The organism is Edaphobacter modestus, from assembly GCF_004217555.1.
GTDB classification, from domain to species: Bacteria; Acidobacteriota; Terriglobia; order Terriglobales; family Acidobacteriaceae; genus Edaphobacter; species Edaphobacter modestus.
The window spans coordinates 2,402,038-2,426,544 of the sequence record NZ_SHKW01000001.1; the positions used below are offsets into that span (position 1 = coordinate 2,402,038).

General features: G+C 59.6%; 22 protein-coding genes. 7 read left to right on the plus strand and 15 right to left on the minus strand.

Annotated features, from left to right (window positions below):
- Nucleotides 1-97: 97 nt before the first annotated feature.
- From BDD14_RS10130 to rpsL, 8 genes are all read right to left on the minus strand, one after another.
- Nucleotides 98-391 carry a 50S ribosomal protein L23 gene (locus tag BDD14_RS10130; protein ID WP_130418703.1) on the minus strand — a complete coding sequence of 98 codons (294 nt, stop codon included), beginning with the start codon at nucleotides 389-391 and terminating at the stop codon, nucleotides 98-100.
- A complete protein-coding gene (gene rplD / locus BDD14_RS10135; RefSeq protein WP_130418704.1) occupies nucleotides 391-1,065 on the minus strand; it encodes a 50S ribosomal protein L4 in 675 nt (224 codons plus the stop codon). Before rplD ends, BDD14_RS10130 begins: the two co-directional genes overlap by 1 nt.
- A 156-nt stretch (nucleotides 1,066-1,221) precedes the next feature.
- Nucleotides 1,222-1,962 (minus strand): 50S ribosomal protein L3, encoded by a 741-nt coding sequence (gene rplC, locus BDD14_RS10140; protein WP_130418705.1) that lies wholly within the window; start codon nucleotides 1,960-1,962, stop codon nucleotides 1,222-1,224.
- A gap of 91 nt (nucleotides 1,963-2,053) precedes the next feature.
- On the minus strand, nucleotides 2,054-2,371 hold the full coding sequence (gene rpsJ, locus BDD14_RS10145) for a 30S ribosomal protein S10 (RefSeq protein ID WP_013581294.1): 318 nt from the start codon (nucleotides 2,369-2,371) through the stop codon (nucleotides 2,054-2,056).
- A gap of 69 nt (nucleotides 2,372-2,440) precedes the next feature.
- Nucleotides 2,441-3,628 (minus strand): elongation factor Tu, encoded by a 1,188-nt coding sequence (tuf, locus tag BDD14_RS10150; protein WP_130418592.1) that lies wholly within the window; start codon nucleotides 3,626-3,628, stop codon nucleotides 2,441-2,443.
- 72 nt (nucleotides 3,629-3,700) lie between these two features.
- Nucleotides 3,701-5,797 (minus strand): elongation factor G, encoded by a 2,097-nt coding sequence (fusA, locus tag BDD14_RS10155; protein ID WP_130418706.1) that lies wholly within the window; start codon nucleotides 5,795-5,797, stop codon nucleotides 3,701-3,703.
- A gap of 90 nt (nucleotides 5,798-5,887) precedes the next feature.
- A complete protein-coding gene (gene rpsG / locus BDD14_RS10160) occupies nucleotides 5,888-6,358 on the minus strand; it encodes a 30S ribosomal protein S7 (RefSeq protein ID WP_130418707.1) in 471 nt (156 codons plus the stop codon).
- An 84-nt stretch (nucleotides 6,359-6,442) separates the two neighbouring features.
- Nucleotides 6,443-6,826: a 30S ribosomal protein S12 gene (gene rpsL / locus BDD14_RS10165; protein WP_014263802.1), complete on the minus strand. Its 384-nt coding sequence runs from the start codon at nucleotides 6,824-6,826 to the stop codon at nucleotides 6,443-6,445.
- A 697-nt stretch (nucleotides 6,827-7,523) separates the two neighbouring features.
- On the opposite strand from rpsL, the gene BDD14_RS10170 reads away from it, so the two are divergent.
- Nucleotides 7,524-9,563 (plus strand): prolyl oligopeptidase family serine peptidase, encoded by a 2,040-nt coding sequence (locus BDD14_RS10170; RefSeq protein WP_207231712.1) that lies wholly within the window; start codon nucleotides 7,524-7,526, stop codon nucleotides 9,561-9,563.
- 165 nt (nucleotides 9,564-9,728) lie between these two features.
- Nucleotides 9,729-12,170: a hypothetical protein gene (locus tag BDD14_RS10175; protein WP_130418709.1), complete on the plus strand. Its 2,442-nt coding sequence runs from the start codon at nucleotides 9,729-9,731 to the stop codon at nucleotides 12,168-12,170.
- 79 nt (nucleotides 12,171-12,249) lie between these two features.
- Here BDD14_RS10175 and nusB read toward each other — a convergent pair whose 3' ends face one another.
- Together nusB and ribH are read right to left on the minus strand one after the other, a co-directional pair.
- Nucleotides 12,250-12,672 carry a transcription antitermination factor NusB gene (gene nusB, locus BDD14_RS10180; protein WP_130418710.1) on the minus strand — a complete coding sequence of 141 codons (423 nt, stop codon included), beginning with the start codon at nucleotides 12,670-12,672 and terminating at the stop codon, nucleotides 12,250-12,252.
- Nucleotides 12,672-13,559, minus strand: coding sequence for a 6,7-dimethyl-8-ribityllumazine synthase (ribH, locus tag BDD14_RS10185; protein WP_130418711.1), 888 nt, complete (start codon nucleotides 13,557-13,559; stop codon nucleotides 12,672-12,674). The genes nusB and ribH overlap by 1 nt, the downstream gene beginning before the upstream one ends.
- A gap of 101 nt (nucleotides 13,560-13,660) precedes the next feature.
- On the opposite strand from ribH, the gene BDD14_RS10190 reads away from it, so the two are divergent.
- The 4 genes from BDD14_RS10190 (at nucleotide 13,661) to BDD14_RS10205 (ending at nucleotide 17,262) form a co-directional block, all read left to right on the plus strand.
- Nucleotides 13,661-14,455, plus strand: coding sequence for an enoyl-CoA hydratase/isomerase family protein (locus tag BDD14_RS10190; RefSeq protein ID WP_130418712.1), 795 nt, complete (start codon nucleotides 13,661-13,663; stop codon nucleotides 14,453-14,455).
- 60 nt (nucleotides 14,456-14,515) lie between these two features.
- On the plus strand, nucleotides 14,516-15,073 hold the full coding sequence (locus BDD14_RS10195; protein WP_130418713.1) for a hypothetical protein: 558 nt from the start codon (nucleotides 14,516-14,518) through the stop codon (nucleotides 15,071-15,073).
- A 119-nt stretch (nucleotides 15,074-15,192) separates the two neighbouring features.
- Entirely contained in the window at nucleotides 15,193-16,707 is a 1,515-nt protein-coding gene (mctP, locus tag BDD14_RS10200) for a monocarboxylate uptake permease MctP (protein WP_130418714.1), read from the plus strand.
- A 90-nt stretch (nucleotides 16,708-16,797) separates the two neighbouring features.
- The gene (locus BDD14_RS10205; protein ID WP_242617860.1) at nucleotides 16,798-17,262 is read left to right on the plus strand and encodes a DUF1440 domain-containing protein; all 465 of its coding nucleotides are present in this window, start codon (nucleotides 16,798-16,800) and stop codon (nucleotides 17,260-17,262) included.
- On the opposite strand, the gene BDD14_RS10210 is transcribed toward BDD14_RS10205, so the two are convergent.
- The 5 genes from BDD14_RS10210 to yoaA all read right to left on the minus strand — a co-directional run bounded on the left by BDD14_RS10210 (nucleotide 17,259) and on the right by yoaA (nucleotide 21,834).
- Nucleotides 17,259-18,320: a purine nucleoside permease gene (locus tag BDD14_RS10210; protein ID WP_130418716.1), complete on the minus strand. Its 1,062-nt coding sequence runs from the start codon at nucleotides 18,318-18,320 to the stop codon at nucleotides 17,259-17,261. The two genes, BDD14_RS10205 and BDD14_RS10210, sit on opposite strands and share 4 nt — an antisense overlap.
- A 44-nt stretch (nucleotides 18,321-18,364) precedes the next feature.
- A complete protein-coding gene (locus BDD14_RS10215; RefSeq protein WP_130418717.1) occupies nucleotides 18,365-19,048 on the minus strand; it encodes a 7-carboxy-7-deazaguanine synthase QueE in 684 nt (227 codons plus the stop codon).
- Between the two features lie 8 nt (nucleotides 19,049-19,056).
- On the minus strand, nucleotides 19,057-19,434 hold the full coding sequence (gene queD / locus BDD14_RS10220; protein ID WP_130418718.1) for a 6-carboxytetrahydropterin synthase QueD: 378 nt from the start codon (nucleotides 19,432-19,434) through the stop codon (nucleotides 19,057-19,059).
- Nucleotides 19,435-19,531: 97 nt separating this feature from the next.
- Complete coding sequence (locus tag BDD14_RS10225) at nucleotides 19,532-19,777, minus strand: hypothetical protein (RefSeq protein ID WP_130418719.1); 246 nt, start codon at nucleotides 19,775-19,777, stop codon at nucleotides 19,532-19,534.
- Between the two features lie 8 nt (nucleotides 19,778-19,785).
- The gene (yoaA, locus tag BDD14_RS10230) at nucleotides 19,786-21,834 is read right to left on the minus strand and encodes a DNA repair helicase YoaA (RefSeq protein ID WP_130418720.1); all 2,049 of its coding nucleotides are present in this window, start codon (nucleotides 21,832-21,834) and stop codon (nucleotides 19,786-19,788) included.
- Nucleotides 21,835-21,972: 138 nt separating this feature from the next.
- Between yoaA and der the strand changes: the two genes are divergently transcribed.
- The gene (gene der / locus BDD14_RS10235; protein WP_130418721.1) at nucleotides 21,973-23,763 is read left to right on the plus strand and encodes a ribosome biogenesis GTPase Der; all 1,791 of its coding nucleotides are present in this window, start codon (nucleotides 21,973-21,975) and stop codon (nucleotides 23,761-23,763) included.
- Nucleotides 23,764-24,507 lie beyond the last annotated feature (744 nt).

A 24,507-nucleotide genomic window follows, 5' to 3' on the forward strand; every position in this document is an offset into this window, starting at 1 on the left:
CGGCTCTCACCGGTTTTTCAGCTAGTTCAAAACTTCGTACTCTGTTCCAGTCGCCCTCTTTTGACTTTTACTTCGGGGCGGCTAATGACTCGTTGCCTTACAGGCTGTCGAGGTATTCCGGCATCTTCTCGCCCGCCTTGAGGCGGACGTATGCCTTCTTCCAGTCGGGGCGGTAGCCGGAGAATTTGCCCCGGCGGCGCTCCTTGCCTTCGACGATTGCAGTGCGGACAGCGGAGACCTTTACCTTGAAGAGGGACTCAACGGCCTGCTTGACCTCGGTCTTGGTGGCCTTCTCGGCAACCTCGAAGACCAGGGTGTTCTGAGTTTCTTTGACGCCCATGCCCTTCTCGGTGATCAAGGGGCGGCGAATGACGGTGTACAGGGTCGGCATTACGCGACCTCCTTCTGCGAAGCGGTCTTACGCTTCGAAACATATTTCTTCAGAGTCTCCTGCAGGGCCTCGATAGCGTCCCTGGAGAAGACGGCGTGCTCATAACGGAGCAGGTCATACGGATGAACCTCGGAGCTGAGCACCAGCTCAACACCCGCCAGGTTGCGCGAGCCAAGGAATAGATTTTCGTCCAGCTTCTTGCTGGTCTCGACCAGCAGAGTGGTCTTGCCCGCGTCGAGCTTGTTCAGGGCCTGACGAAAGAGCTTGGTCTTGGCCTCGGGAACCGAGAATGAATCGACGACGGTGATCTTTCCCTCGGCGATCTTTGCCGTGATCGCCGAACGCAGGGCTCCCATCAACTTCTTCTGCGGAAAGGCATACTCGTAGCTGCGCGGCTGAGGTCCGTGGACCGTACCGCCTCCACGCCAGAGCGGGGTGCGGATCGAACCTACGCGAGCACGCCCGGTTCCCTTCTGCTTCCAAAGTTTCTTTCCAGCTCCGGAGACGAGCTTGCGGTTCTTCGTTGCAGCCGTTCCCTGGCGCAGCGCAGCGCGGTAATGCTTCACCGCCTCCCACAGAAGCGCGTCATTGATCTCGCCGGCGAAGACGGAATCAGCGAGTTCAAACTCACCGACCTTCGTTCCACCGAGATTCACTACATTGATGTTTGCCATCGTCCCTGAACTTCTCTTTCTGTGCGGCCATCGATGTGGCGCGCCCTGACTTTATTTCTCTGCTTTGACCGGTCTGTTCCCGAGCAGAGTCCTACAATTCACACTGCCTGCGCCTTCAGCCTTTGCGCCGAAGGCGCTTTTCGCTGGCGCGCAGTCCTACTTCTTCTTCGGAGCAGCCTTCTTGGAAGCCTTCAGCGGATCAAGCGTTCCCGCTCCGGCGAAACCACGACGCTCGCGCGGCGGAGCCTTGGCCTTCGAGATCAGAACATATCCATCACGCGGCCCTGGAACTGCTCCCTCAACCATGATCAGGTTGTCGTCTAGGTCGATACCACGAATACGAAGATTGCGGACCGTTACCTGATCGTGCCCCATGTGGCCAGGCATACGCTGGCCGGGGAAGACACGCGAGGGAAACGACGATGCACCGATCGAACCTTGCACCTGGAACATGTGGCCGTGCGATTTGGGACCGCCACCAAACCCGTGGCGGCGGATGACACCGGCAAAACCACGTCCCTTGGATGTTCCAATTACGTCAACAAACTTCTCGTTGGAGAAGATGTCTACCAGAATGCGATCACCGGCCTTGACGCCGTTCGACTCCTCGCCATCCTTGACTGCAGCCTGCGTTTCAACCGCAACTTCCTTGATCACGCGGACCGGGGGAACGTTCGACTTGGCGAAGTGACCGGTCATGGCCTTGTTCACCTTGGACGCCTTGACGAAGTCGACATAGCCTATCTGGGCGGCGGCGTAGCCGTCCTTGGCCATCGTCTTGAGCTGCGTAATCACGCAGGGGCCAGCCTTCAGTACGGTGACCGGGTGGACGTCACCCTTCTCATCGAACATCTGGGTCATGCCGATCTTCTTACCGAGAATTCCTGATACGGACATCTTCTTTTCCTTTCCTCATCATGCTGGCATCTGGCTCAGCACTGCCGGGTTGATACTTCACTTCAAACCTTTGGGTTATGAGCCCAACGAGCTATTTCTGCACCGTCTTGATCTCAACGTCAACACCGGCCGGAAGATCGAGCTTCATCAGCGCATCCACCGTCTGCTGCGTCGGCTCGAGGATGTCGATCAGGCGCTTGTGCGTGCGAATTTCGAAGGCCTCTCGCGACTTCTTGTCGACGTGGGGCGAACGCAGAACGCAGTACTTGTTCTTCATCGTTGGCAGCGGAATTGGCCCTGCAACCTGCGCGCCGGTACGCTTTGCCGTCTCGACAATCTCTCCGGTGGAGGTATCGAGCACGCGGTAGTCATAAGCCTTCAAGCGAATTCTGATTCTCTGTCCTGCCATCGTCTTCTCTCTTTTCCTTACGCAAAGAACGGGTTGAGCCGCCGCCCACCGAAGCAGGCGGCGCTGAAATTACTTGAGGATCTCGGAGATGGTGCCAGCGCCGACGGTGCGTCCGCCTTCGCGGATGGCGAAGCGGAGGCCCTTCTCCATGGCCACCGGGGTGTGCAGCGTGATCTCCAGCTGGATGTTGTCCCCGGGCATCACCATCTCGGTGCCTTCAGGAAGCTTCGCCGAGCCCGTCACGTCCGTCGTCCGGAAGTAGAACTGAGGACGGTAGCCGTTGAAGAACGGGGTGTGACGTCCGCCCTCTTCCTTCGACAACACGTAAACCTCGCCCTTGAACACCGTGTGCGGGGTGATCGAGCCGGGCTTGGCCAACACCATGCCGCGCTCCACATCCTCCTTCGCGATACCGCGAAGCAGAAGACCCGCATTGTCGCCCGCCAGACCCTCGTCCAGCTGCTTCTTGAACATCTCCACGCCCGTCACAACCGTCTTGCGCGTCTCGCGGAACCCTACAATCTCCGCATCCTCGCCAACCTTCACCTTGCCGCGCTCGATACGGCCCGTCACCACCGTGCCGCGACCCGAGATCGAGAAGATGTCCTCGATCGGCATCAGGAACGGAAGATCCACCGCGCGCTCAGGCTGCGGAACATACTTGTCCACCGCATCCATCAGCTCGTCGATCTTGGCCTCCCACTGCGCCTCGCCGTTCAGCGCGCCCAGCGCACTGCCGCGGATGATCGGGGTGTCGTCGCCAGGATAGTCATACTTCGACAGCAGCTCCCGGACCTCCATCTCCACCAGCTCCACCAGCTCCTGGTCCTCGACCGCGTCGCACTTGTTCAGGAACACCACGATGTACGGCACGCCAACCTGGCGCGCAAGCAACACGTGCTCCTTGGTCTGCGGCATCGGGCCGTCGGTGGCGGCGACGACGAGAATCGCCCCGTCCATCTGCGCCGCGCCCGTGATCATGTTCTTGATGTAGTCGGCGTGGCCAGGGCAGTCCACGTGAGCGTAGTGACGCTTCGCCGTCTCGTACTCCACGTGCGAGGTCGCAATCGTAATGCCGCGCTCGCGCTCCTCAGGAGCGTTGTCGATCGTGTCAAACGAACGAAACGAGTTCTTCGGGTTGTGCTTCGACAACACCTTCGTGATCGCCGCCGTCAACGTCGTCTTGCCGTGATCAATGTGTCCAATCGTCCCAATGTTCACATGCGGTTTGGAACGATCAAATTTCTCCTTCGCCATTGCTCTCTCCGTATTTCTTGAACTTCTTCAGTTCTTCAAACTTCGTTTCCGACCGAGGGACTTCGTCCCGAACTAAACCTTGGCTTCCTTACCCTGTACCTTGGCGATGATCTCCTCGGAGACCGACTTCGGCGCTTCTTCATACTGCTTGAACTGCATCGAGTAATTCGCGCGGCCCTGCGTCGAAGAACGCATGTGTGTCGCGTAACCGAACATGGTGCTCAGCGGCACAGTCGCCTTGATCGCCTGGGTTCCGCCGACCATCTCCATGCCTTCAATGCGTCCACGGCGGGAGTTCAGGTCGCCGATGATCGTACCCATATACTCTTCAGGAACCGTAACTTCGACATCCATGACAGGCTCCAGCAGAACCGGCTTCGCCTTGCGGGCTGCTTCCTTGAAAGCCATCGAACCGGCGATCTTGAACGCCATTTCGTTCGAGTCGACGTCGTGGTAGCTGCCGTCATAGAGCGACACCTTAATGTCGACCATCTCGTAGCCGGCAAGCACGCCGCGAGTCATCGCATCCTGAATACCCTGATCGATCGGCTTGATGTACTCCTTCGGAATCACGCCGCCCTTGATGTCGTTCGAGAACTCGTAGCCCTTGCCCGGCTCATTGGGCGAGACACGGATCTTTGCATGGCCATAGTTACCCGAACCGCCGGTCTGACGAATGTACTTTCCTTCTGCCTCAGCGTTGGCGCGGATCGTCTCGCGATAGGCTACCTGCGGCTTACCGACATTGGCCTCGACCTTGTACTCACGCATCATGCGGTCGACGATGATCTCGAGGTGCAACTCACCCATACCGGCGATGATGGTCTGGCCGGAATCAGGATCGGTGTGCACGCGGAAGGTAGGATCTTCCTGCGCCAGCTTGGCCAGGGCCATGCCCATCTTCTCTTGGTCGGCCTTGGTCTTCGGCTCAACCGCGAGCTCGATAACGGGAGCCGGAAAGTCGATCGACTCAAGCACCACCGGAGCCTTGTCCGTGGAGATGGTATCGCCGGTAACCAGATTCTTGAGACCAACGGCCGCGCAGATATCGCCCGCGAGGATCTCGGTGATCTCTTCGCGCTTGTTGGCGTGCATCTTCAAAAGGCGGCCGATACGCTCGGTCTTGCCGGTACGGGGATTCAGAACCGAGTCGCCAGTCTTCAGCGTGCCCGAGTAGACGCGGATGAAGATCAGCTGCCCGACAAACGGGTCGGTCATAATCTTGAAACCGAGAGCAGCAAAAGGCTCACTGTCGTCGGTCTTGCGGACGATCTTCTCCTCCATATTATCGGGGTTCGAACCCACGATCGGAGGAATGTCCAGCGGGCTGGGCAGATACTCAACTACAGCATCCAACAGCGTCTGCACACCCTTGTTCTTGAACGACGAGCCGCAGAGAACCGGGAAGATCTTCATCGCGATGGTCGCCTTGCGGATGCCAGCCTTGAGCTGCTCAACCGTCGGCTCCTGACCTTCGAGATAAAGACCCATCAACTCGTCATCGTGCTCCGCAACCGCCTCGATCAGGAAGTGGCGAGCCTCGGTGGCCGTATCCATCAACTCGGCCGGAATCTCTTCGACCGAATACTCGGCGCCCATAGTCTCGTCGTGCCAGAGAATCGCCTTCATCGTCACCAGATCAACGACACCGGCGAACTTCGCCTCCGCCCCGATCTGGATATTGATCGGAACCGCACGAGCTCCAAGACGATCGACAATCGTCGACGTCGCATACACAGCATCGGCGCCCGCCTTGTCCATCTTGTTAATGAAGCAGATGCGGGGAACCTTATACTTCGTGGCCTGACGCCACACCGTCTCCGACTGAGGCTGCACACCGGCAACTGCATCGAAGCAGGCAACGGCGCCATCGAGGACGCGAAGCGAACGCTCCACCTCGGCCGTAAAGTCCACGTGGCCGGGAGTATCGATTATATTGATGCGGGTGTTCTTCCAGGTGCAGGTCGTGGCGGCCGAGGTAATCGTGATGCCGCGCTCCTGCTCCTGCTCCATCCAGTCCATGGTCGCAGTTCCCTCGTGCACCTCACCGATACGGTGCGTGATGCCCGTATAGAAGAGGATGCGCTCGGTCGTCGTCGTCTTACCGGCGTCGATGTGCGCCATAATCCCGATGTTCCGGCAACGATTTAGAGGTGTAGTGCGTGCCACGATTGATCTCTCATCTGCGGGATTTCCCCGCGGTAAAACTGCGTTGAACCTAAAACTTCGAAGAAAAGATCCTACTCAGAGAATCTTTCTTTACCACCGATAGTGCGCGAAGGCCTTGTTCGCCTCGGCCATACGGTGAACATCTTCCTTCTTCTTCATCGCCGCGCCGCGTCCGTTCGCCGCATCCAGCAGCTCAGCGGTCAGCTTCTCAACCATGCCCTTCTCTCCGCGAGCGCGACCATAGGTCACCAACCAGCGAATCGCGAGCGAGGTGCGACGCTCAGGATTGACCTCGATCGGCACCTGATAGTTCGCTCCACCCACGCGACGGCTCTTCACTTCGAGCAGCGGCTTCACATTCTCGACGGCCTTCTTGAAAAGCTTCAGGGCCTCGTCTCCGCCCTTCTGCTCAAGATTCGTCATCGAGGTATAAAAGATCTTCTGCGCGGTCGACTTCTTGCCGCCCCACATCATGGAATTGACGAATTTCGTCACCAGGGTGGAGCTGTAGACCGGGTCGGCTGCGACCTCACGCTTTGCGATGTAACCTTTTCTTGGCATTCCTTCTTCTCTTCTTCCTCCAGGACCGTCGACCTCTCAAGCCCTGGACCTGCTTTCAAACTTCAACTTTTATCGAACCGCAGCTTATTTCGCCGCAGCCTTCGGACGCTTCGCTCCATACTTCGAACGGCTCTGCTTGCGGTTGGCCACGCCGACCGAATCGAGCGTGCCGCGCACAACGTGGTAACGAACACCCGGCAGATCCTTCACACGACCACCGCGAATCAGCACGATCGAGTGCTCCTGCAGGTTGTGGCCGATACCCGGGATGTAGGTCGTCACTTCAATCCCGTTAGTCAGGCGAACACGGGCAACCTTCCGGAGCGCCGAGTTCGGCTTCTTGGGGGTCTGGGTGTAGACGCGGGTGCAGACGCCACGGCGCTGGGGCGAACCCTGCAGCGCGGGGCTGGCGGTCTTATAGCGAGTGGGCGTGCGGCCCTGCTTGACGAGCTGATGAAACGTAGGCACTCGAACTCCTTGGTATTGCGAAACCTAAACTTTTGTCAGGCGCGCATAAGAGCTTTCCGCACTCCCTTGCGCTACACGCGCAAAGGCAAGGATGCACGCTGCACCCCTTGGCGAAGAAACCCTGCTTCGCGTCTGTAGAACCCTTTACAACCAGACGAAAACAGTCGACGGTGGCCGGGTCTGCCTACCCGAATCAGGCTTTCGCCCTCGAGTCTGCCCAACTCCGTTTCGCTGTTCCGGCCCACATAGCCCATCCAAGGTGGAGGGTGTCGCAGGCACGTAATCGATGGGCCGCAGACTATCCGCTTCCTGAAATATCAGGTCGCCCTGCGGTTCTCTTTTTCTAGTATCCAGTATAGCGCAAATCTGCTTCTCCCGTCCTTAATCCGGGACGGGAAACCGTGAAACTTGCAGGGCTTTTCTCCGCCCACCACGCCTTCGTTGCCGTCAGCGTGTTCCGGACACTCGCGGAACCTTATGAGAATAGCAAGTTCCCTTTTCGCGGTCAACTACTTTACGGACAGAAACGCATCTCGAACGTCGGCATTCATCAAGCCGAAAATTCTTTAAACCGGATGAGATGGTGGAACCAGCCGGGCGAGTCGGGAGGGGACAAGGATCGACAAGGGTGTTTGCGAGTATTTATCGAACGAATGGCCTTCAAGAATTGGCCCTCAAGAATGCTAGCCTAATCGCCATGATGTTTGCACGAATGCGCCGCACCGCCCCTCTGCTCGTTCTTCTTCCCCTGGCTGTCTTCTCCTTTGCGCAAACCTCCGCAAAGCCAGCAGCTTCCGATCCAAGAATCGACGCTCTTTTGGAAACCCTGGGGAAGACTCGTATCCCCTCTGAAGCTGACATCTCCCCCGACGGCAAGACGGTGGCGTGGTCCGTCCGTACCGGCAAGAACTATGAAGTTCACCTCAGCGACGTCTCTGCCCCTTCGCCCTCGAAGGAGCTGACGATCAGGCCTTCCGATACAGCGAACTGCGATAACGATGCACCTGTATGGTCTCCCGACGGTCAATCGCTCGCTTATGCCTCGACCTGCACCTCCGAACGCACCGGACAGCCTCAGATCTTCCTCTGGTCAAAGAAGACCGGGGAATCGCGCCAATTGACGCACGTCGCGGGAACCATCGACGACATGGCATGGTCACCGGATGGCCGATCCATTGGCTTCCTCTTCGTCGAAAACGCAACTCGCTCCGCCGGCGCTCTCGCGGCGATGAAGCCATGGTCCGGGGTCATCGGCGAAGACGGCGTGGAAGTGCAACGCGTCGCCATATCCAACGTTGGCGATGGGTCTTTCGTGCAGGCCACACCAGCCAATCTGCATGTCTACGAATTCAACTGGTCTCCGGATTCGAAGGAACTCTCCTATGTCGCCGCGAATCCCCCAGGCGAAAATAACTGGTGGGTGGCGCAGCTTTACACGCAGGTGATCGCAGGCGGCCAGCCTCGCTCTATCCTCGACACCACAAAGATCACCGGCTCGCTCCATAATCTGCAGATTGCAGTTCCCCGATGGTCTCCTGACGGCAAGCAGATCGCCTTCGTCGGCGGCCTTATGAGTGATCAGGGCTCGACCGGCGGCGACGTCTACCTCATCCCTTCAACCGGTGGCGAACCAAAAAACATCACCCCGAATCGGGCAGCTTCTGTCGCATTCCTTCACTGGGTTAGCCCCGAGGTTCTCGGCGTCAGCGAGCACGTAGGCGGATCGAGCCACATTACGGCGCTCGATGTAAACTCCGGCACCGATAACGCAAAGCTCAATCTCACTCTGCCTGAATCCATCGGCTCGGGCAGCTTGGTGATGAGCATCTCCGTTTCGAAACACCAGAACGTCGCATTTATCCGCAGCTCGTTCGGCAATGCGCCCGAGGTATGGGCTGGTTCCCTATCGAACCTCAAACAGATTACGCACCTCAATGACTCCATCAAGCCTCTGTGGGGCAAGACGGAGAACCTCGAGTGGACCAACGAGGGCTTCCACGTCCAGGGATGGCTGCTCTATCCCGCGAACTACGATCCGTCGAAGAAGTATCCCCTCATCGTGAGCGTGCACGGCGGGCCTTCTTCAGCGGTCACACCGCGCTGGCCAAGCGTGGGTTATGGTGGAGTTCCCTTCTCCGCGCTCGGCTACTTCGTCTTCATGCCCAACCCGCGCGGCAGCTACGGCCAGGGCGAGAAGTTTACCCAGGCGAACATTAAAGACTTCGGCTACGGAGACCTGCGCGACATTCTCGCCGGCATGGACGCTCTTGAAGCCCGCCTTCCCATCGACAAGAATCGCGAAGGTCTCACCGGGTGGAGTTATGGCGGCTTCATGACCATGTTCACCGTCACGCAGACGACACGGTTTCACGCAGCGGTTGCGGGAGCCGGAATCAGCAACTGGAAGAGCTATTACGGTGAAAACTCGATCGATCAGTGGATGATTCCATTCTTCGGAGCGAGCGTTTATGACGATCCTGCGGTCTATGCCAAGAGCTCAGCGATCGAATTCATCCAGAAGGTGAAGACACCGACCCTGGCTGTGGTCGGAGACCGCGATGGAGAGTGTCCCGCACCCCAGAGCTTCGAGTTCTGGCATGCGCTTCGAGCCCAGGGAGTCAAGACGCAGCTTGTCGTTTACCCTAACGAAGGACATTCGTTCCGTGCCCCCGAGCACAGGCGCGACGTGCTCGAGCGCGCCCTGAACTGGTTTGAAACCCAGATGCCGGCGAACTAAAAAAACAAAATGCGCGGCAGCCGCAACAGAGCAGCGGCTACCGCGTCGAAAAAGACAGCTCTCTCATTTGCCTCCGGGACTTCGGCTTTATACACTGAAGCCTCGGGAATTCAGCGTATGCGGTGAAACCGTTCAGCTTGCGTTCCGGTTGAACGGGGAGGTTCAATGCGTCGGTTTGTTACTTTAGCGGTTCTGTTTCTTTTCACGATCCCATTCGGCATTTCGATATCGGGCTGCTCCAAGGGCGGCACCAAAACCGTCTTCTGCGGCGGCGGCGATACCGGTCCTATCGTCGGCCAGGTCAATACCATCACGCTGCTTCCGAGAATCTTTGGAATCTCTCTGAACCAGGGCCAGATCGGTCAGGTCTCGTCGCCCCAGGCGACGGATTGCAATGGCACGGCCGTCACGGTGTCGGCTTACACGTATGGCGTCTTCGATGCCACGGGCCACCAGTCGAACGCCCTGCTGCAGATCGCGGACGTCGTTCCCTCCGGCGTCAACGCCGGCAAGCTCTGCGCCGGCAACTGGAACCGCAATACCGGCGGCGGAATTCCCGACTACACAACCTGCAACGTGACGGGACAGTCCGGAGAAGTTTACGTGGTTGCCAGTGGCGGGGGCGCAAACAGCAACCCCTTGCCGATCTTCATCCACCCCAAGGTCACCAGCGTTACCCTCGGCAATCCAACGACCGCCTGCGCCGCCACCGATAGCGCCGTAGAAGCCGCAGACCAGTCCTCCAACTGCTGCCAGCTCTCGAAGCAGGCCACGGTCACGGCCGCTCCATACGATGGAACGTCCTGCATCTCGCAGACCCAGAGCCGCCAGCTCGTCGGACGCGCCTACGACACCAATGGCAACAACATCACCTGCCAGGTCGGACACCTCAACTTCGCCGCGCAGACGACCTCCCTCGTCACGATTGACGAAAACGGCGTCGCCACCGCGCAACAGCCCGGCTCCACCGTCATCAGCGCCGATCTTACCCAGGCGGGATCCAGTGCGGGATTCTTCTCCACCTGCGCCCCGGTATCGATCGCCCTGAATGTTCCCAGCACCAGCGGCAACGTCACCAGTGCTGTCGTCAACCAGAACACGCCCCAGCCCCTTACCGCAATCGCGAAAGACCAGAACGGAACCACGCTGACCGGTCTCACCCTCAATTTCGTTTCGACGACTCCCATTACAATCCCGGTCGCGTCTACAGGAACCATTACGCCGGTCTTCCCCGGCGCGGCCTCCATCACGGCACTCTGCCAGCCGCCTACCTGCAATCCTTCTCCCCAGAATGCGATTGGTCTCTTCGGCAACGGTAAGCCTGTCGCCTCGAACCCTGTTGCCGTCACCACGCCGGGCACAAACAGCACCCTGCTCTGGATCGGAAGCACCCAGTCCCGCTACATCCTTCCCGTGGACTTCACCAATCCCACGCTCGGAGCTCCGGTACGCCTTCCGTTTGCTCCCAACTCCATGGTCATCTCCAACGACGGCAGCTCGATCTACATGGGAACCCCCACGGAGCTGATGATCTTCAACGCCACCACCAACAGCCTCTCCCGTGAAGACCCTTCCGTGGCTGGGCAGGCGCTCGCGGTCTCTCCTGACGGGTCAACACTGATCGTCTCCGACCCACGCAAGCAACTGATCTACCTTTACTCGACGGCGGCTCCTACCAGTACTACCGGCACAACAACCACGACGGCTACCTCAAACTACGGAGGTGTCGCCACTCACGCGGAGTTCACGCAGGACAATCAGACGGTTTACATCACGCTGGGAACTCCGGACCCGACCGATCCGACGAATCCGGATAAGATTACGCCGAGCAATCAGCTTCTCGTTCATTCGACCTTTACCGGATGGTCCCAGATCACGCTTCCCGCTCCCGCCTCCGATGTAGCCATCACGGTTCCGAGCGTCGGCGCCTATCTGGCAGGATCTCCCACCACCGGACGCAGCTACTGCGCCAGCACCACCGTCACAGGAACAGGAGCGGCTCAGGTCGTCTCCGGCAATGCGTACTATCCGCTGGCGGATAGTATTACAGCGCCCACAGACCGTCTTGCAGCAACGAATGATGGACTGCATATTCTCGGTGCAACCATCGCTAACGGCGGAAACTTGACCGACGTGGCCTTCAAGCCGGGTGGGTTACCCATCAACGCCTGCCCGCTGACGATTGATCCAACTTACTTTGAAGCCAATCGAAACGCTCCGAATACGGTCCCTCTAGGCGTGACTGCGGATCAGATCACCGGCGTCATTCCTGCCTCCAACTCCAGTCTTGCCTTTGTCACCTATACAGGCACCACGGGCAACGGCTCGCTTCCGGCATACACCCCGGCCAGCGGGGCCATAACCCAGGTAAGCCTGACCGGAGCGACAGCACCGGTTGCAGGCACAATCAGCTCCGACGATCTGACCTTGTATGTCGGCACTTCGGGCGACAACAAAGTCCACCTCATCAATACCCAGACCCTGACCGATACTCCGGCGCAGGCGATTACCCCGAACCTGCCGCTGTACATCAACCTCACCGACAGTCCATCGACGATTGTCACCCCAAACCTGGTTGTCCAGCATCCACGCAAGGCGACCTCGTAAGAGGCATTGCGCAACCCACAACAAGAAAGCCCTCTCCGTTGGAGAGGGCTTTCTTGTTGTCCACAGGTTGTTTGTTCGATCAGGCCAACCGCTGCTTCAGCAGATCGCGCGCGATCGCATCCAGCACCCCATTGAGGAAATGGATCGACTCGGGAGCCGCATACCTTCTGGCCACCTCGAGCGACTCGTTGATGATGATGGCCGCAGGGGTATTCGGATTTCCCATCATCTCAGCCACCGCCGCGCGAATCAGGTTGCGATCCACGACCGCCATCCGCTCCAGCCGCCAGTTCTGCGCATGCGCCTCGATCAGCTTGTCGATCTCCGGCTGCTTCGCAGTGGCCACGCGATAAATATCCTCGGCGAAGGCGCGCGTGTCGTCGTCGACGTCGTCGCGTGAGTCCCAGAAGAGCTTCGCGACCTGCTCCGGCGTCTGCTTGCCCAGGTCGCCCTGAAAGAGCATCTGCATGGCCAGCTCGCGCGATTTGCGTCGTGTTCCCATTACTTTCCATCCTCTTCCGCGCGAATCTTCCGCTGAATCGAGACCATCTCGATCGCCGCGATCGCCGCCTCGAATCCCTTGTTGCCTGCCTTCACTCCCGCGCGGTCCAGCGCCTGCTCCAGCGTCTCGCAGGTCAGCACCCCAAAGGCATGGGGAACGCCCGTCTCCTGCTGCGATTGCCCGATTCCCCGAGCCACCTCGTTGTAGATCGCCTCGTAGTGCGCCGTTTCGCCGCGCAGCAGGCATCCCAGCGTGATGACGGCGTCGAAGCGCTTCGATTCCGCAAGGGTTCGCGCCGCGGAAGGAATCTCCCAGGCACCCGGCACCCGCACAATCTCGACATCGGCCTTCGCCGCTCCGCTGCGGTACAGGCCATCGAGCGAGCCCTGCAACAGCCGGTCTGTGATCACCGCATTCCAGCGGGCCGTCACGATGGCAAATCGCATTCCCTGGGCAGAAAGATCGCCCTCAATCGCCGCGGGCTTTCCGTGCAGAGGGTTCTCCGACTGCCAGAAGCCCAGCACCAGGCCCTCCGAGGCACCATCCTGCAGCTTCACGGTAAAGAGGCGGCTGTTCCAGTGCGTAAGCTCGGGCGATGTCAGAAGAGTGGAGATCTCTTCCGTACGGTAGTTCGCCAACATCCACTTCTCTACCGCCGCATGGATCGCATCCAGCCCTGCGACCTCAATCAGGATCGGAGGCACGGCGGGCGTTCTGCCAGTGATCAGCTCCAGGTTTCCCATTGGAGCCAGAAGCGCGGTGCCGCGTCCGGTATCGTCCTGCCAGCCCTTCCCCTGTTCAAAGCCTAAAGCCAGCATCAGGCGGCCAAATTTGTCCAGCGCGTCGGCAGAGGCCACCTCGCGAACCAGCGTCATTCCCTTGATCATAAGATCGATTGTATCGTTATCGTTCAAAGGGGCCGCGGATCGTAATAGCCTTGTCGACGCGTGCATGACAGAACCAGTTCGCAGACCCCGGAAGGAGTTCCATGTCCGATGCCCTCGTCTCCAAAACCCTGCTCTGTGACATTGAAGGCAAGATTGCCCTCGTCACGCTGAACCGCCCTCAGGTTCTCAATGCTCTCAACTCGCAGGTCTTCACTGACCTGAAGAACATCTTTGCGGAGTTGGCGGAGGAGGATGAGGTCCGCGTCATTCTGATTACCGGAGCTGGAGAAAAGGCATTTGCGGCTGGCGCCGACATCAACGAACTTTCCGAGATCAGCCGCACCATAGGTCAGGCCCTGTCTCACCGGGGTCAGGCCATCTTTCGACAGATCGAAACCTGCGGAAAACCCGTCATTGCCCTGATTAACGGCTTTGCCCTTGGAGGCGGCTGCGAGCTCGCGCTTGCCTGCACCTTTCGAATTGCGGCGAGCACGGCCCAACTCGGCCTGCCCGAGCCCAAAGTTGGTCTGATTCCCGGCTATGGGGGAACGCAGCGCCTCCCTCGGCTCATCGGGCCCTCTGCCGCCCTGAAGCTGCTGCTCACCGGCGAGAGACTCGACGCTGGAGAGGCTCTTCGGCTTGGACTGGTCGACGAGGTCGTTCCACCGGAGGACCTGCTGACGCGAGGACGGCAGCTCGCGCGGTCCATCCTGACCATGGCTCCGCTGGCGATCGCAGGCTGCCTGGAAGCCGTCCATGAAGGCGCGGGGCGTGATCTGGATTCGGCTCTTCGGCTGGAGAGCCGCATCTTCGGACATCTCTGCGACAGCTGCGACAAGGCCGAAGGAACCCGCGCCTTCCTGGAGAAGCGATCTCCTTCCTGGACAGGCCGATAGCCCGAAAGCAACTCTGGATCCGGCAAGGGCAATCTAAATCTTGGTATTCTGATATCCGACATGCATACCCCCATCGGCCGATCCTCCCTCCGGATCGTGCTCGCCAGCGCCCTCGCCCTCCCACTCGTCCTTACCGGCTGCAGCAGGAGCTCCCTCTCGGGACCAGCGTCACCCCCCCCACAGCCACGACAGGACGCCCTCGATGCGGCGCGCCAGCAGATGGAGCTTATTCCGCCACCTTCGAAGACCCGTTATATGGCGGTCCACAGCCTCACTTCCTGGGAGAATCCCTACCTCACCGTCCAGGGCGGCATGGTCACGCTTCATGTTCTGATGGCGGATGCCAACACCAGCGGGTTGGGAGAGGGAGGCATGCTGCGGCCGGTTGGCGCGCGACGCCGGAATCTCGACGTTCGTGTCAGCGACCTGCCGACTGCGCTGAACGCCATCCCTGAGAGCGCGTGGCCCTACGGCCGTGTCGTGGCCGTGGAAGAAGCCCACGAGATTCCGATAAAAGCGCGCGCGGAGGTACGGCGCAACGTGGAGACCGTTCTTAAAACACTCGGAGACCTCGGGGTTGTCGCCTATGAGTGGACCGACACCGGCCGCGGACTTTAATACGAATCAGCAGTAGCAGGACAGAGAGGGGATTCTCGATTCGCTCGTCTTCCCTACGCTTCGAAATACGTCCATGCATTAAGATCTTTCTTGTTCCACATCATTTGGGGGTCCGCTGATTGCATTCAACCGCGCTCGCTGTCTTCTGCCTCTTTTTTTTACTGGTCACCCTGGCAGGTTTCTGGGCAGCGAGGTGGCGACGACCTGCGGCCGGCATGGCCTCCCTTGAAGAGTGGGGACTGGCGGGACGCAGCTTCGGAACCTGGATCACGTGGTTTCTTATCGGCGGCGATCTCTACACTGCCTACACCGTGATCGCCGTGCCCGCGGCGCTCTATGGCGCGGGAGCGATGGGCTTTTTCGCGGTTCCCTACGCGGTCATCGCCTACCCCTACATGATGATGGTGCTTCCTCGTCTTTGGCGCGTCTGTAATCGGCATGGCTATGTCACCTTCGCCGACTTCGTCAGGGGCCGCTACGGCAATCGCTGGTTGACCGTCGCCATCGCCCTGACCGGCGTCCTGGCGCTGATGCCCTACATTGCGTTGCAGCTGGTTGGCATGAAGGTGGTCATGTCCGCGATGGGCCTGCATGGCGAATGGCCGCTGGCGGTTGCTTTCATCATCCTCGCGGCTTATACCTACTCGAGCGGCCTGCGCGCGCCAGCCGTCATCGCCATCGTCAAGGACATGATGCTCTACATCATGGTGCTGGCGGCGTTGATCATCATCCCCATCAAGCTCGGTGGATACGCGCGAGTCTTCCAGCTCGCCAATCAGGCGCTCGCAACTCACACGCCCCCTGCGACCATTTTTCTCAAGCCCGGTCAGTTTCTCGGCTATTCCACACTCGCAATCGGGTCGGCGCTTGCGCTGATGCTCTACCCGCATACTGCGACCGCTGTGCTTTCGGCCAGCAGCCCCAATGTCATCCGCCGAAACGCCGCCATGCTTCCGGCTTACAGCTTTCTTCTCGGCCTCGTCGCTCTGCTCGGCTATCTCGCACTCGCCGCGGGCATTCAGACGAAGGACACCAGCTCTGCGGTTCCTCTGCTGTTCCTGAAGTCGTTCCCGGAGTGGTTCGCGGGCTTCTGCCTCGCTGCAATCGCCATCGGCGCCCTGGTGCCCGCAGCCATCATGTCGATCGCAGCCTCCAATCTCTTTACCCGCAACCTCTACGGTGAGTTCGTAGGACGCAAGATGCTGCCGAGCGAAGAGTCCGCCATGGCAAAGATCGTCTCGCTCGTGGTCAAGTTCGGGGCCCTTATCTTCGTTCTTTATCTCCCGACGCCTTATGCAATCGAGATGCAGTTGCTGGGCGGAATCTGGATGTGCCAGCTGGTCCCCTCGATCGTCATCGGCGTCTTCACACGATGGTTTCATCCCTGGGCCCTGGTCGTCGGATGGGCCGCCGGCATGGCCTCGGGGACCGCGATGGCCGCCTCACTGCAGCTCAAGAGCTCCGTCTACCCACTGCATCTGCCTGCGTGGCTGGGTGGAACCTGGGCGATGTACGCTGCAGTCCCTGCGCTTTTACTCAATCTGGCGATCTCGGTTCTGCTGACCCTTGTCTTTCGCTCGGCTGGCCTCAACTCCGGCTCCGATTCCACAGATGCCTCCGCATACGTCGGATAAACTGCGTTCCGGTGAGTTTTAAATCTTTGCGCAGCCGCTACGATCGAGCAAGCATCCTACTAGCCTGACATCGCCCATCGAGGTGAACCAGTGAGCACACGAACCCGTTCCATCGCTAAAGGCGCCATTGCCGGACTGCTGGGTGGAATCGTCGCTACGGCAGCTAAATCTGCAGTCGAAAAAATCTATCCGCCCCGGCCGCACGGCGAACCAGAGCCGCCACAGGTGCTCACGAGTAAGCCTGGAGGCCGCGTGCTTGCGTTCAGACAGAACCTCGCCGCACAGGAGGCTATTCAATGGGGCTTCGGCGCAACCGTCGGAGCGGCCTACGGTGCACTCGTTGAGTTTTATCCTCCCGCCACCTCGAAACAGGGGGCCAGCTTCGGCATGGCGCTGGTCGCGCTTGCGCATGACAGGACGCTCCCGGTATTGGGCTTTGCCGCCAGGCCCGAGGCGCAGACCAAGCGCGAGCACACCAGCGAGCTCGCCTCTCACATCGTCTACGGCGTAGTCACCGAGACCGTACGAAGCATCGTTCGTCGCATGATCGACTAGCGCTCCTTCAGCGCAGGCAGATGGTCTCTGGTTTCGCTCCAGTTCGAGACCAGCGCATCCACCACCACATGGCCGACGCGGTACGCGGAGTCGAGCGACGGCATGTAGGCGCTGTATTGCCGAATCTTCGTCTCGGCCAGACTCTCAGCAGCGGTCGCACCCTCACGCTGCTGGTCGTAGTTCGAGGCCGTCCGCAGCACCAGAACACGGTTGATGTCGAGCTTACCTGCCTTCGCCAGCCAGGTCAGCGACTGCAAGGTTCCCGTATCTTCCATCCCGCAGACTGCATAGGTGCTCTTTCCGTCAGTCTGATACTTCACCCAGTCGTGCGCCCACTCGTTCATCAGCTTTCCATGCCAGAAGGTAGAGGCGGACAGATTGCCGCCCCGCAGCACAAAGGGAGGACGCTTCGCCGCCTCCGGTGCGAACTGCTGTCTCCTCTCGCGGATCCCAGGGGTGTCTTCAAGCTGGATGTCTTTCGTCAACCCGAAGGCCCAGTCCACCAGCGCCGGATTCAAATGATAGACATTGCCGTCGTCACCGAATCGAGCCTGCCGCGGCTGTTCGTATGGCGTCGATTTCCCCAGAGGAACATAGCCGGTCTTCCAGTCCTTCGGAATCTCGCGCGCATCGATCTCATGGGCCAGATCGCCGTCGACGATATAGTCGGCCCACACCGCCGAGCCGAGCGAGCCCATCTTCGGATCGATTCCAGCGATGCCCGCGACGACAAAGTAAGCGTGAGAGAGATCGAACCGTAGATCGCTGCCTAGCGCCATAATCGTGGCTGCCGCCCGCGCCGTGCCCACTCCCGTCAGCACACCCAGCACACCGTCTTTATTCATCCGCAGGTCGTGATAGCCCTCAGGGAAAGGCAGCACGGTGTCGAGATGCTCGCGCTCCACCCAGTACTGGTACTCACCGGGGACGTCGCCCGTGTCGGCACCCACTTCGAACATGTTCACAACGACGACTTTTACTTCGATGGGCTTCTGGGGGACCTGGGCGAAGACACACGTCGTCATAAGCAGCGAGAAAAGAGCAGCAAGGAGTCGCATAACTGATGTTAGCTCAGGCACGGAGCATGCAGGAAAGCTTGACCCTATACGCCCTTCTTCTGCGGCTCCCAGATGAACTTGTGAATCTGCAGCGAGAGGCGCGCCGGCAATCCGTCCTCGAGCATCCAGTCGACCAGCTTACGCGGATCGAGCGCCATGTTGTCGGCGGTCCGCAGAGGGCTCGGAGTCTTCTGAAAAGCAGGGGAGAGCAGAATTTGCCCCGCCTTCCGGTCAAGAGCATTCTCCCGAATGAATTCACGGGCGAACTCATAATCGGCGCGGTCCGAGAGGACGAACTTCACTTCATCCTTCTCCGTCAGCGCGTCGAGATTCTCCATGCGGAAGCTGTTCGCGGCGGCGCCGGCGCCGGGACACTTCACGTCGACGATCTTGTGCACGGCCTTTGGAACCTCAGCCAGAGGACGTTCGCCCGATGTCTCGATCATCAGGGTATAGCCTTCCGCAAGCAGACGCTCCATCAGCGGCAGAAGCTCACGCGCCTGCAGCATCGGCTCTCCGCCGGTGAACTCAATCAGCTTGCAAGGAGCCAGCGATTCGATCTCCGCGACGATCTGATCCTGCGTAAACGGCTTGCCTCCGCTGAAGGTGTACTCCGAATCGCACCACGCGCAGCGCAGGTTGCACCCTGCCAGACGCACGAAGATGCACGGCACTCCGGCGAAGGACGACTCGCCCTGCACGGATTTATAAAGCTCAATCAGGTGCATAAGCGGGTTTACTCGTAATAACGCGCGAAGCTGGTGTCGGTCTCGTACAAGGTGCAATCTTTGACTCGCACACGACCAGTGGTCATCTCGTGAAGCTGCTTTGCCGTCTCCTGGTAGAAGTAGCGGGCAAGGTTCTCGGCCGAGGGGTTCAAGGTGGTGAAGGGCTCAAGTTCGTTGATCATCTGGTGATCGAGATAGTCCACCACAGGCCGCATCACCTGCTTCAGCAGCTTGAAATCAAGAAGCAGACCGGCCTCATCCAGTTCTTCGCCGATCAGAGTGACGAAGACCTTGTAGTTGTGACCGTGCGGATTCTCACACTTGCCGCGATAGTTGCGCAGATAGTGGCCGGAGGAGAATCCAGCTTCTACAGTGACTTCGAACATGGTATTTCCAGTACCTTTCAGCGGGCTGCGCAAGGATAAGAGAGGAAGAAGCTGGACACAGCCGGGCCTGCTCTTATTGTACCGTTTCTGCCCTGGCTTAGTGCTTACGTCGGTGGCGGCGATCCTCTTCAGCCCGGCGCTCCGCCTGCTCGAACAACGAGGAGAGAATGCCCGCAAGCGCGACGAACAGCCCAATTACGAGCAGGGCGAGACCCGTCGTCCGCCACAAAGCGACATCCCCCGGCGAACCCGGCTGTTGCGCAATATTGGTATACGCAATGCCGCAGGAGATAAGAGCAAGCGCAAAGAGCGTCGCGGCGAGAATGAATAGATTGCGTCCCATCGATGCCTCTATTCTACGGCGGGTTCGAAGAAACGCTCGACCTCGCCTATGTCGTCGGTTCGCCTATAAGGTGGAAGGCTTTCCAGAAAGATGCGCCCGTAGCGTTGCCGCTGAATGCGCGGGTCGAGCAGCATCAGCACGCCGCGGTCGTCCAGCGAGCGAATCAGGCGTCCAAACCCCTGTTTCAGCGTAATCACGGCATTTGGAATCTGATAGTCGAAGAACGGCTTCCCTCCAGCCTCTTCGATGGCGCGCATCCGTGCCTCCACGACCGGATCGGTGGGAACGGCGAATGGAAGACGATCGATGATGACGCAGCTGAGCTGTTCGCCCTGCACGTCCACGCCCTGCCAGAAGCTTGAAGTGCCGAACAGGACTGCATTCGGGGTTTCGCGGAACTGCTGCAGCAGAACATGCCGAGGCGCTGTTCCATGCAGCAGCAGCGGATATGGCAGTTCGGCCAGCATGCGCTCGTAGATGATGCGCATCTGGTTGTAACTCGTGAACAGGCAGAAGGCGCGTCCTCGAGTGATCTCGAGCACGCGGCGGATGCGCTCTGCGGCGCGCTCAGTAAAGTCAGGCTCGCGCGGATCGGGCATGCTTGGCGGCAGGTACAGCAGTGCCTGCCGCTCGTACTGAAAATGCGAGGGTACGATCAGCTCGCGGGCCGTGATGAGGCCTAAACGCTTGCGGATATGGTCGAAACCGCCTGAAACCGTCAGCGTCGCAGAGGTCAGCACCACGCTCGAGTAGTTGTCGAAGAGAGCGGTCGAAAGCAGCTCTGAGACATCAATCGGCGTCGCCTGCAGGTGCGTATTGAAGGCTGTATGGCCGTGGCCACGCGCAAAACTTCGTACTCCACCCGTGGCGCGGCGCTCAATCCAGAAGACGGTATTTTGATCGGTCGACTCAAGCAGGAAGGCGAGATGCGCACGAATATCCGCGGCGCGTTTGCGCAGACCGGAGGACTCTTCGACGTTCTTCACACGCTCGAGCTCGCCTTCAAGGCGCGTCAGAGCGTTCAGGGTTGCGGTGTAATAGTCTCCACTTTCCTCAAGAAAATCGGGGCGATTCAAAAATGGCATGCGGCCTGCGCCGTTCGGATCATCTGGCAACGCCGAGAAGAACATCCGCGAGCGATTCTGTAACGTCGAACAGGCGCTCTCGATCGCCGAAGTCGAAGCCTGCTTCGCCCGCAGCATGATCTCAACGTCGCGTACCAGCTCATCGACGCGCTGGGTGCTGAGTCCGATTCCGAAGTAGTTTGACGCAACCTCTTCGAGCTCGTGCGCCTCATCGAAGACGACCGCCGCAGCCTCCGGCAGAATTCCCGCATCGGGCGCGTTCGCTGCCTGCTGCTTGATGCCGAGGTCGGCGAAGAAGAGGTGGTGATTGACGATGACAATGTCGGACTCGAGCGCCTTGCGCCGCATCGCCGTGATGAAGCACCGCTCCCAGTCCGGACAGCTCTGACCGAGACACGCTTCGGTGCGTGCGTCGATCTTGTGCCACAGCGCGGACGTTTCGGGCAGAGCGTCGATCTCGGCGCGATCGCCGGTCTCGGTCGTCTTCTCCCATGCCGCGATGTGGTGGAACTGCTCGATCTCCTCGAGGCCATTGAGCAACGGATTGTCGCGCAGGGCATAGAGCTTGTGTCGGCAGAGGTAGTTCCCGCGGCCCTTCATGTAGCAGACCTTCAGCGGTCCCAGCAGCGACTCGAGGAAAGGAATGTCCTTGAAGAAGAGCTGTTCCTGCAGGTTCTTCGTCCCGGTCGAGATGATGATGCGCTGCTGCTGTTCCCGCGCCTTGCGCAGCGCGGGCAGAAGGTAAGCAAGCGTCTTTCCGGTTCCTGTGCCGGCCTCTACGATCAGGTGACGCTTGTCGTGAAAGGCCTTTTCGACCGCGCGCGCCATCTCGTACTGTCCCCGGCGGTGCTCGAAGGCGAGGGAGGAGCGCGAGAGAATCCCACCCGGCGCGAAGAACTCGTGCAGCGACGGCAGGTGCTCTCCAGGTTGGAGAGCCGGGGGAAGAATCGTGATGGGCGAAGGCGCGGACATGAATGAAGTTGGGGCGAAGAAGCGGCAAAAGGCTCGCTGGTTTCTATAATAGACAGGTTGGGTTGAGCCGATTGCTAAGTGGCCATTTTGGAGTGACCTCGCCCGGAAGCGGAGCGAAGAGAAAGCTGGATAGATACGGTGGCAAAAAACGATCAGAAACGGCTCGGCAAAAAACACCGTCAGGCCAGCACCCGGCCCAAGAAGGGTCGCGCCCCGAAGGCTGCTCCGACAACGGGCGCTGTCGATCCCCGCAAGCGAAAGCAGCTCGCAACCAAGAAGGCCGCAGCGGAGAAGCTGAAGCGCGTCCCGAAACGGTCGCCTGACCGCGAGGCCCGCGTGACGTTGCGCGGAGACCAGCGGCGTCCTCCGTCGAGCGTCAGGCCTGTCGCTGTGCGCCCAGCCGCTGCGAGCGAGGATGCAGACGAGCAGCGCGACTGGCGCGAAGCAGAGCTTGAAGCCACTCGCTACAGCACGGACAAGGAAGCAGTCGACGTGAAGGCTCCGCTGATTGCGATCTGCGGCCGCCCCAACGTCGGCAAATCGACGCTCTTCAATCGGCTTACCGGGTCGCGGCGCTCCATCGTCGGTGACGAGCCGGGCATTACACGCGACCGCATCTATGGCGAGATCGAGTGGGCCGGTCGCGACGTTCGCGTCGTCGATACCGGCGGCGTGGTTCCGGACGACGAGGCACTCATTCCTAGCGAGATCTTCCGCCAGGCTCAGGTCGCGCTGGGCGAGGCCGACGCGATCGTGATGGTCGTGGACGGCCGAACCGAACTGGTTGCGCCCGACATCGAGCTGGCGCGGTTGTTGCTCCGTGGCGGAAAACCGGTCTTTCTTGCCGTGAACAAGATGGACTCGGTCGAGCTGCTTGCAGGCGCAGAGAACTTCCGCAGTCTTGGCTTCCGCAATGTTCTTCCTGTCTCCGCCGAGCACGGAACCGGCGTGGGCGACCTGCTGGACGAGGTCTTCTCGGCGCTTCCGGTGGAGACTGTCGCCGAAGAGCCAACCGAAGTCATGCTGACCGCCGAAGACGAGATGGAAGAGGACGAGGACGGTCCGGCGCCGGTTCGCAAGCTGCGCACGCACGGTGAGTACGAACAGGCCGAGACGAAGATCGCCATCATCGGCAGGCCGAACGTAGGCAAGTCCACCCTGCTGAATGCGCTGACCGGAACGAAGCGTGCCATCGTCTCACCGATCGCAGGAACGACGCGCGATGCGGTCGATGAGGTGGTCGAGCGGTCCGGGCACAGCTTCCGCTTCGTCGATACGGCTGGAATCCGCCGTAAGGGCAAGACCAAGCTGATGGCCGAGAAGCTCTCGGTCATCATGGCGCGCAAGCATCTCGAAGCGGCGGATGTCTCGCTGCTGCTGATCGATGCGGTCGAGGGCGTAACCGCGCTCGATGCCAACATCGGCGGTTATGCGCACGAGAGCGGTCGCTCCGTCATCATCGTCGTGAACAAGTGGGATGCGGTCACGACGGGACGAACCGACGGGAAAGCACCGGCGGATAAAAAGGTCTACGAAGAGCAGGTTCGCGATGCGCTGAAGTATCTCGATTACGCTCCGCTGCTGTTTATCTCCGCGGCGGAAGGAAAGGGAGTCGATCAGGTCTTCAAAAAGGTCGAACTGGTGGCTCGCGAGCGGCGCAAGCGCGTCTCGACGGGACAGATGAATCGGTTCCTGGAACGCGTGGACTTCCAGAGGGCCTCGGTTCCGATGTCCAAGCGGGTCAAGATCTATTACATGACGCAGGCTGCAGTCGCTCCGCCGACGTTCGTGCTGTTCACGGACAAGGACGTGAAGCTGCACTTCAGCTTCGAGCGGTTTCTGGCGAATCAGATCCGAGACAGCTTCGGATTTATCGGGTCGCCGATCTGGTTCAAGGTGAGGGCGCGGAATAAGAAGAAGGCCGAGTGAGGGGTACCCCCTACTTCGGATGTAAGTTATTTATTTACAATATTTTACATCGGGCATTGAGGGTAAAATATTGCATTCAAAGGGTTTAATGCCAAAAATATTGATTTAAAAGGGGTTGCGGACTGGAGAGTTCCGCAACCCTTTTTGATTTCTCTTTCAGTTTAGCGGATCGAGGGAAACTGATCGGCAAATTTATCTCTTTGTTTATGTTTGGGTTAGGGGTGGATTGGGCTTGACAGATTTTCAGGAAAGTGGGCTTAAGCCTCGTGTACGTCCAATCGCCATAGGGGGCGACCGCAGATCCTTCGACTTCGCGCTGCGCGCTTCGCTCAGGATGACACCTCTGTGAGCTGCCGACGTTGTAGCCGGGTTGGCTGGTTGGCTTTGGTTGGCGGTCGTGGCAGTACGCGCGAAATACTGGGATTCTTCGCTGCGCTCAGAATGACGAGTGCGGGGGGTTGGTGGCAGGAACTCGGGTTTTTGATGGCAGGGCCTTCGTCGGTGGTGATGGAAGGATCTTCGCGGCGGGTTGATGGGAGAACCCTCGCGGGGTGTTGATCGCAGGACTTCGCGGGATCCTATCGCCGGTTCGATTGTCCCACTCATGCGATCAGACCGCATGAATGGGGCACCCCGCGATTGGCCCACAGGCGCGGTGAAGCTGCGCCGAAGATGAGGCACACAGCGGCCTCCATTTCCCCCCGCTTCGCTCGTTCAGGGTTCGATTGGGATCCTGAGTGCCTT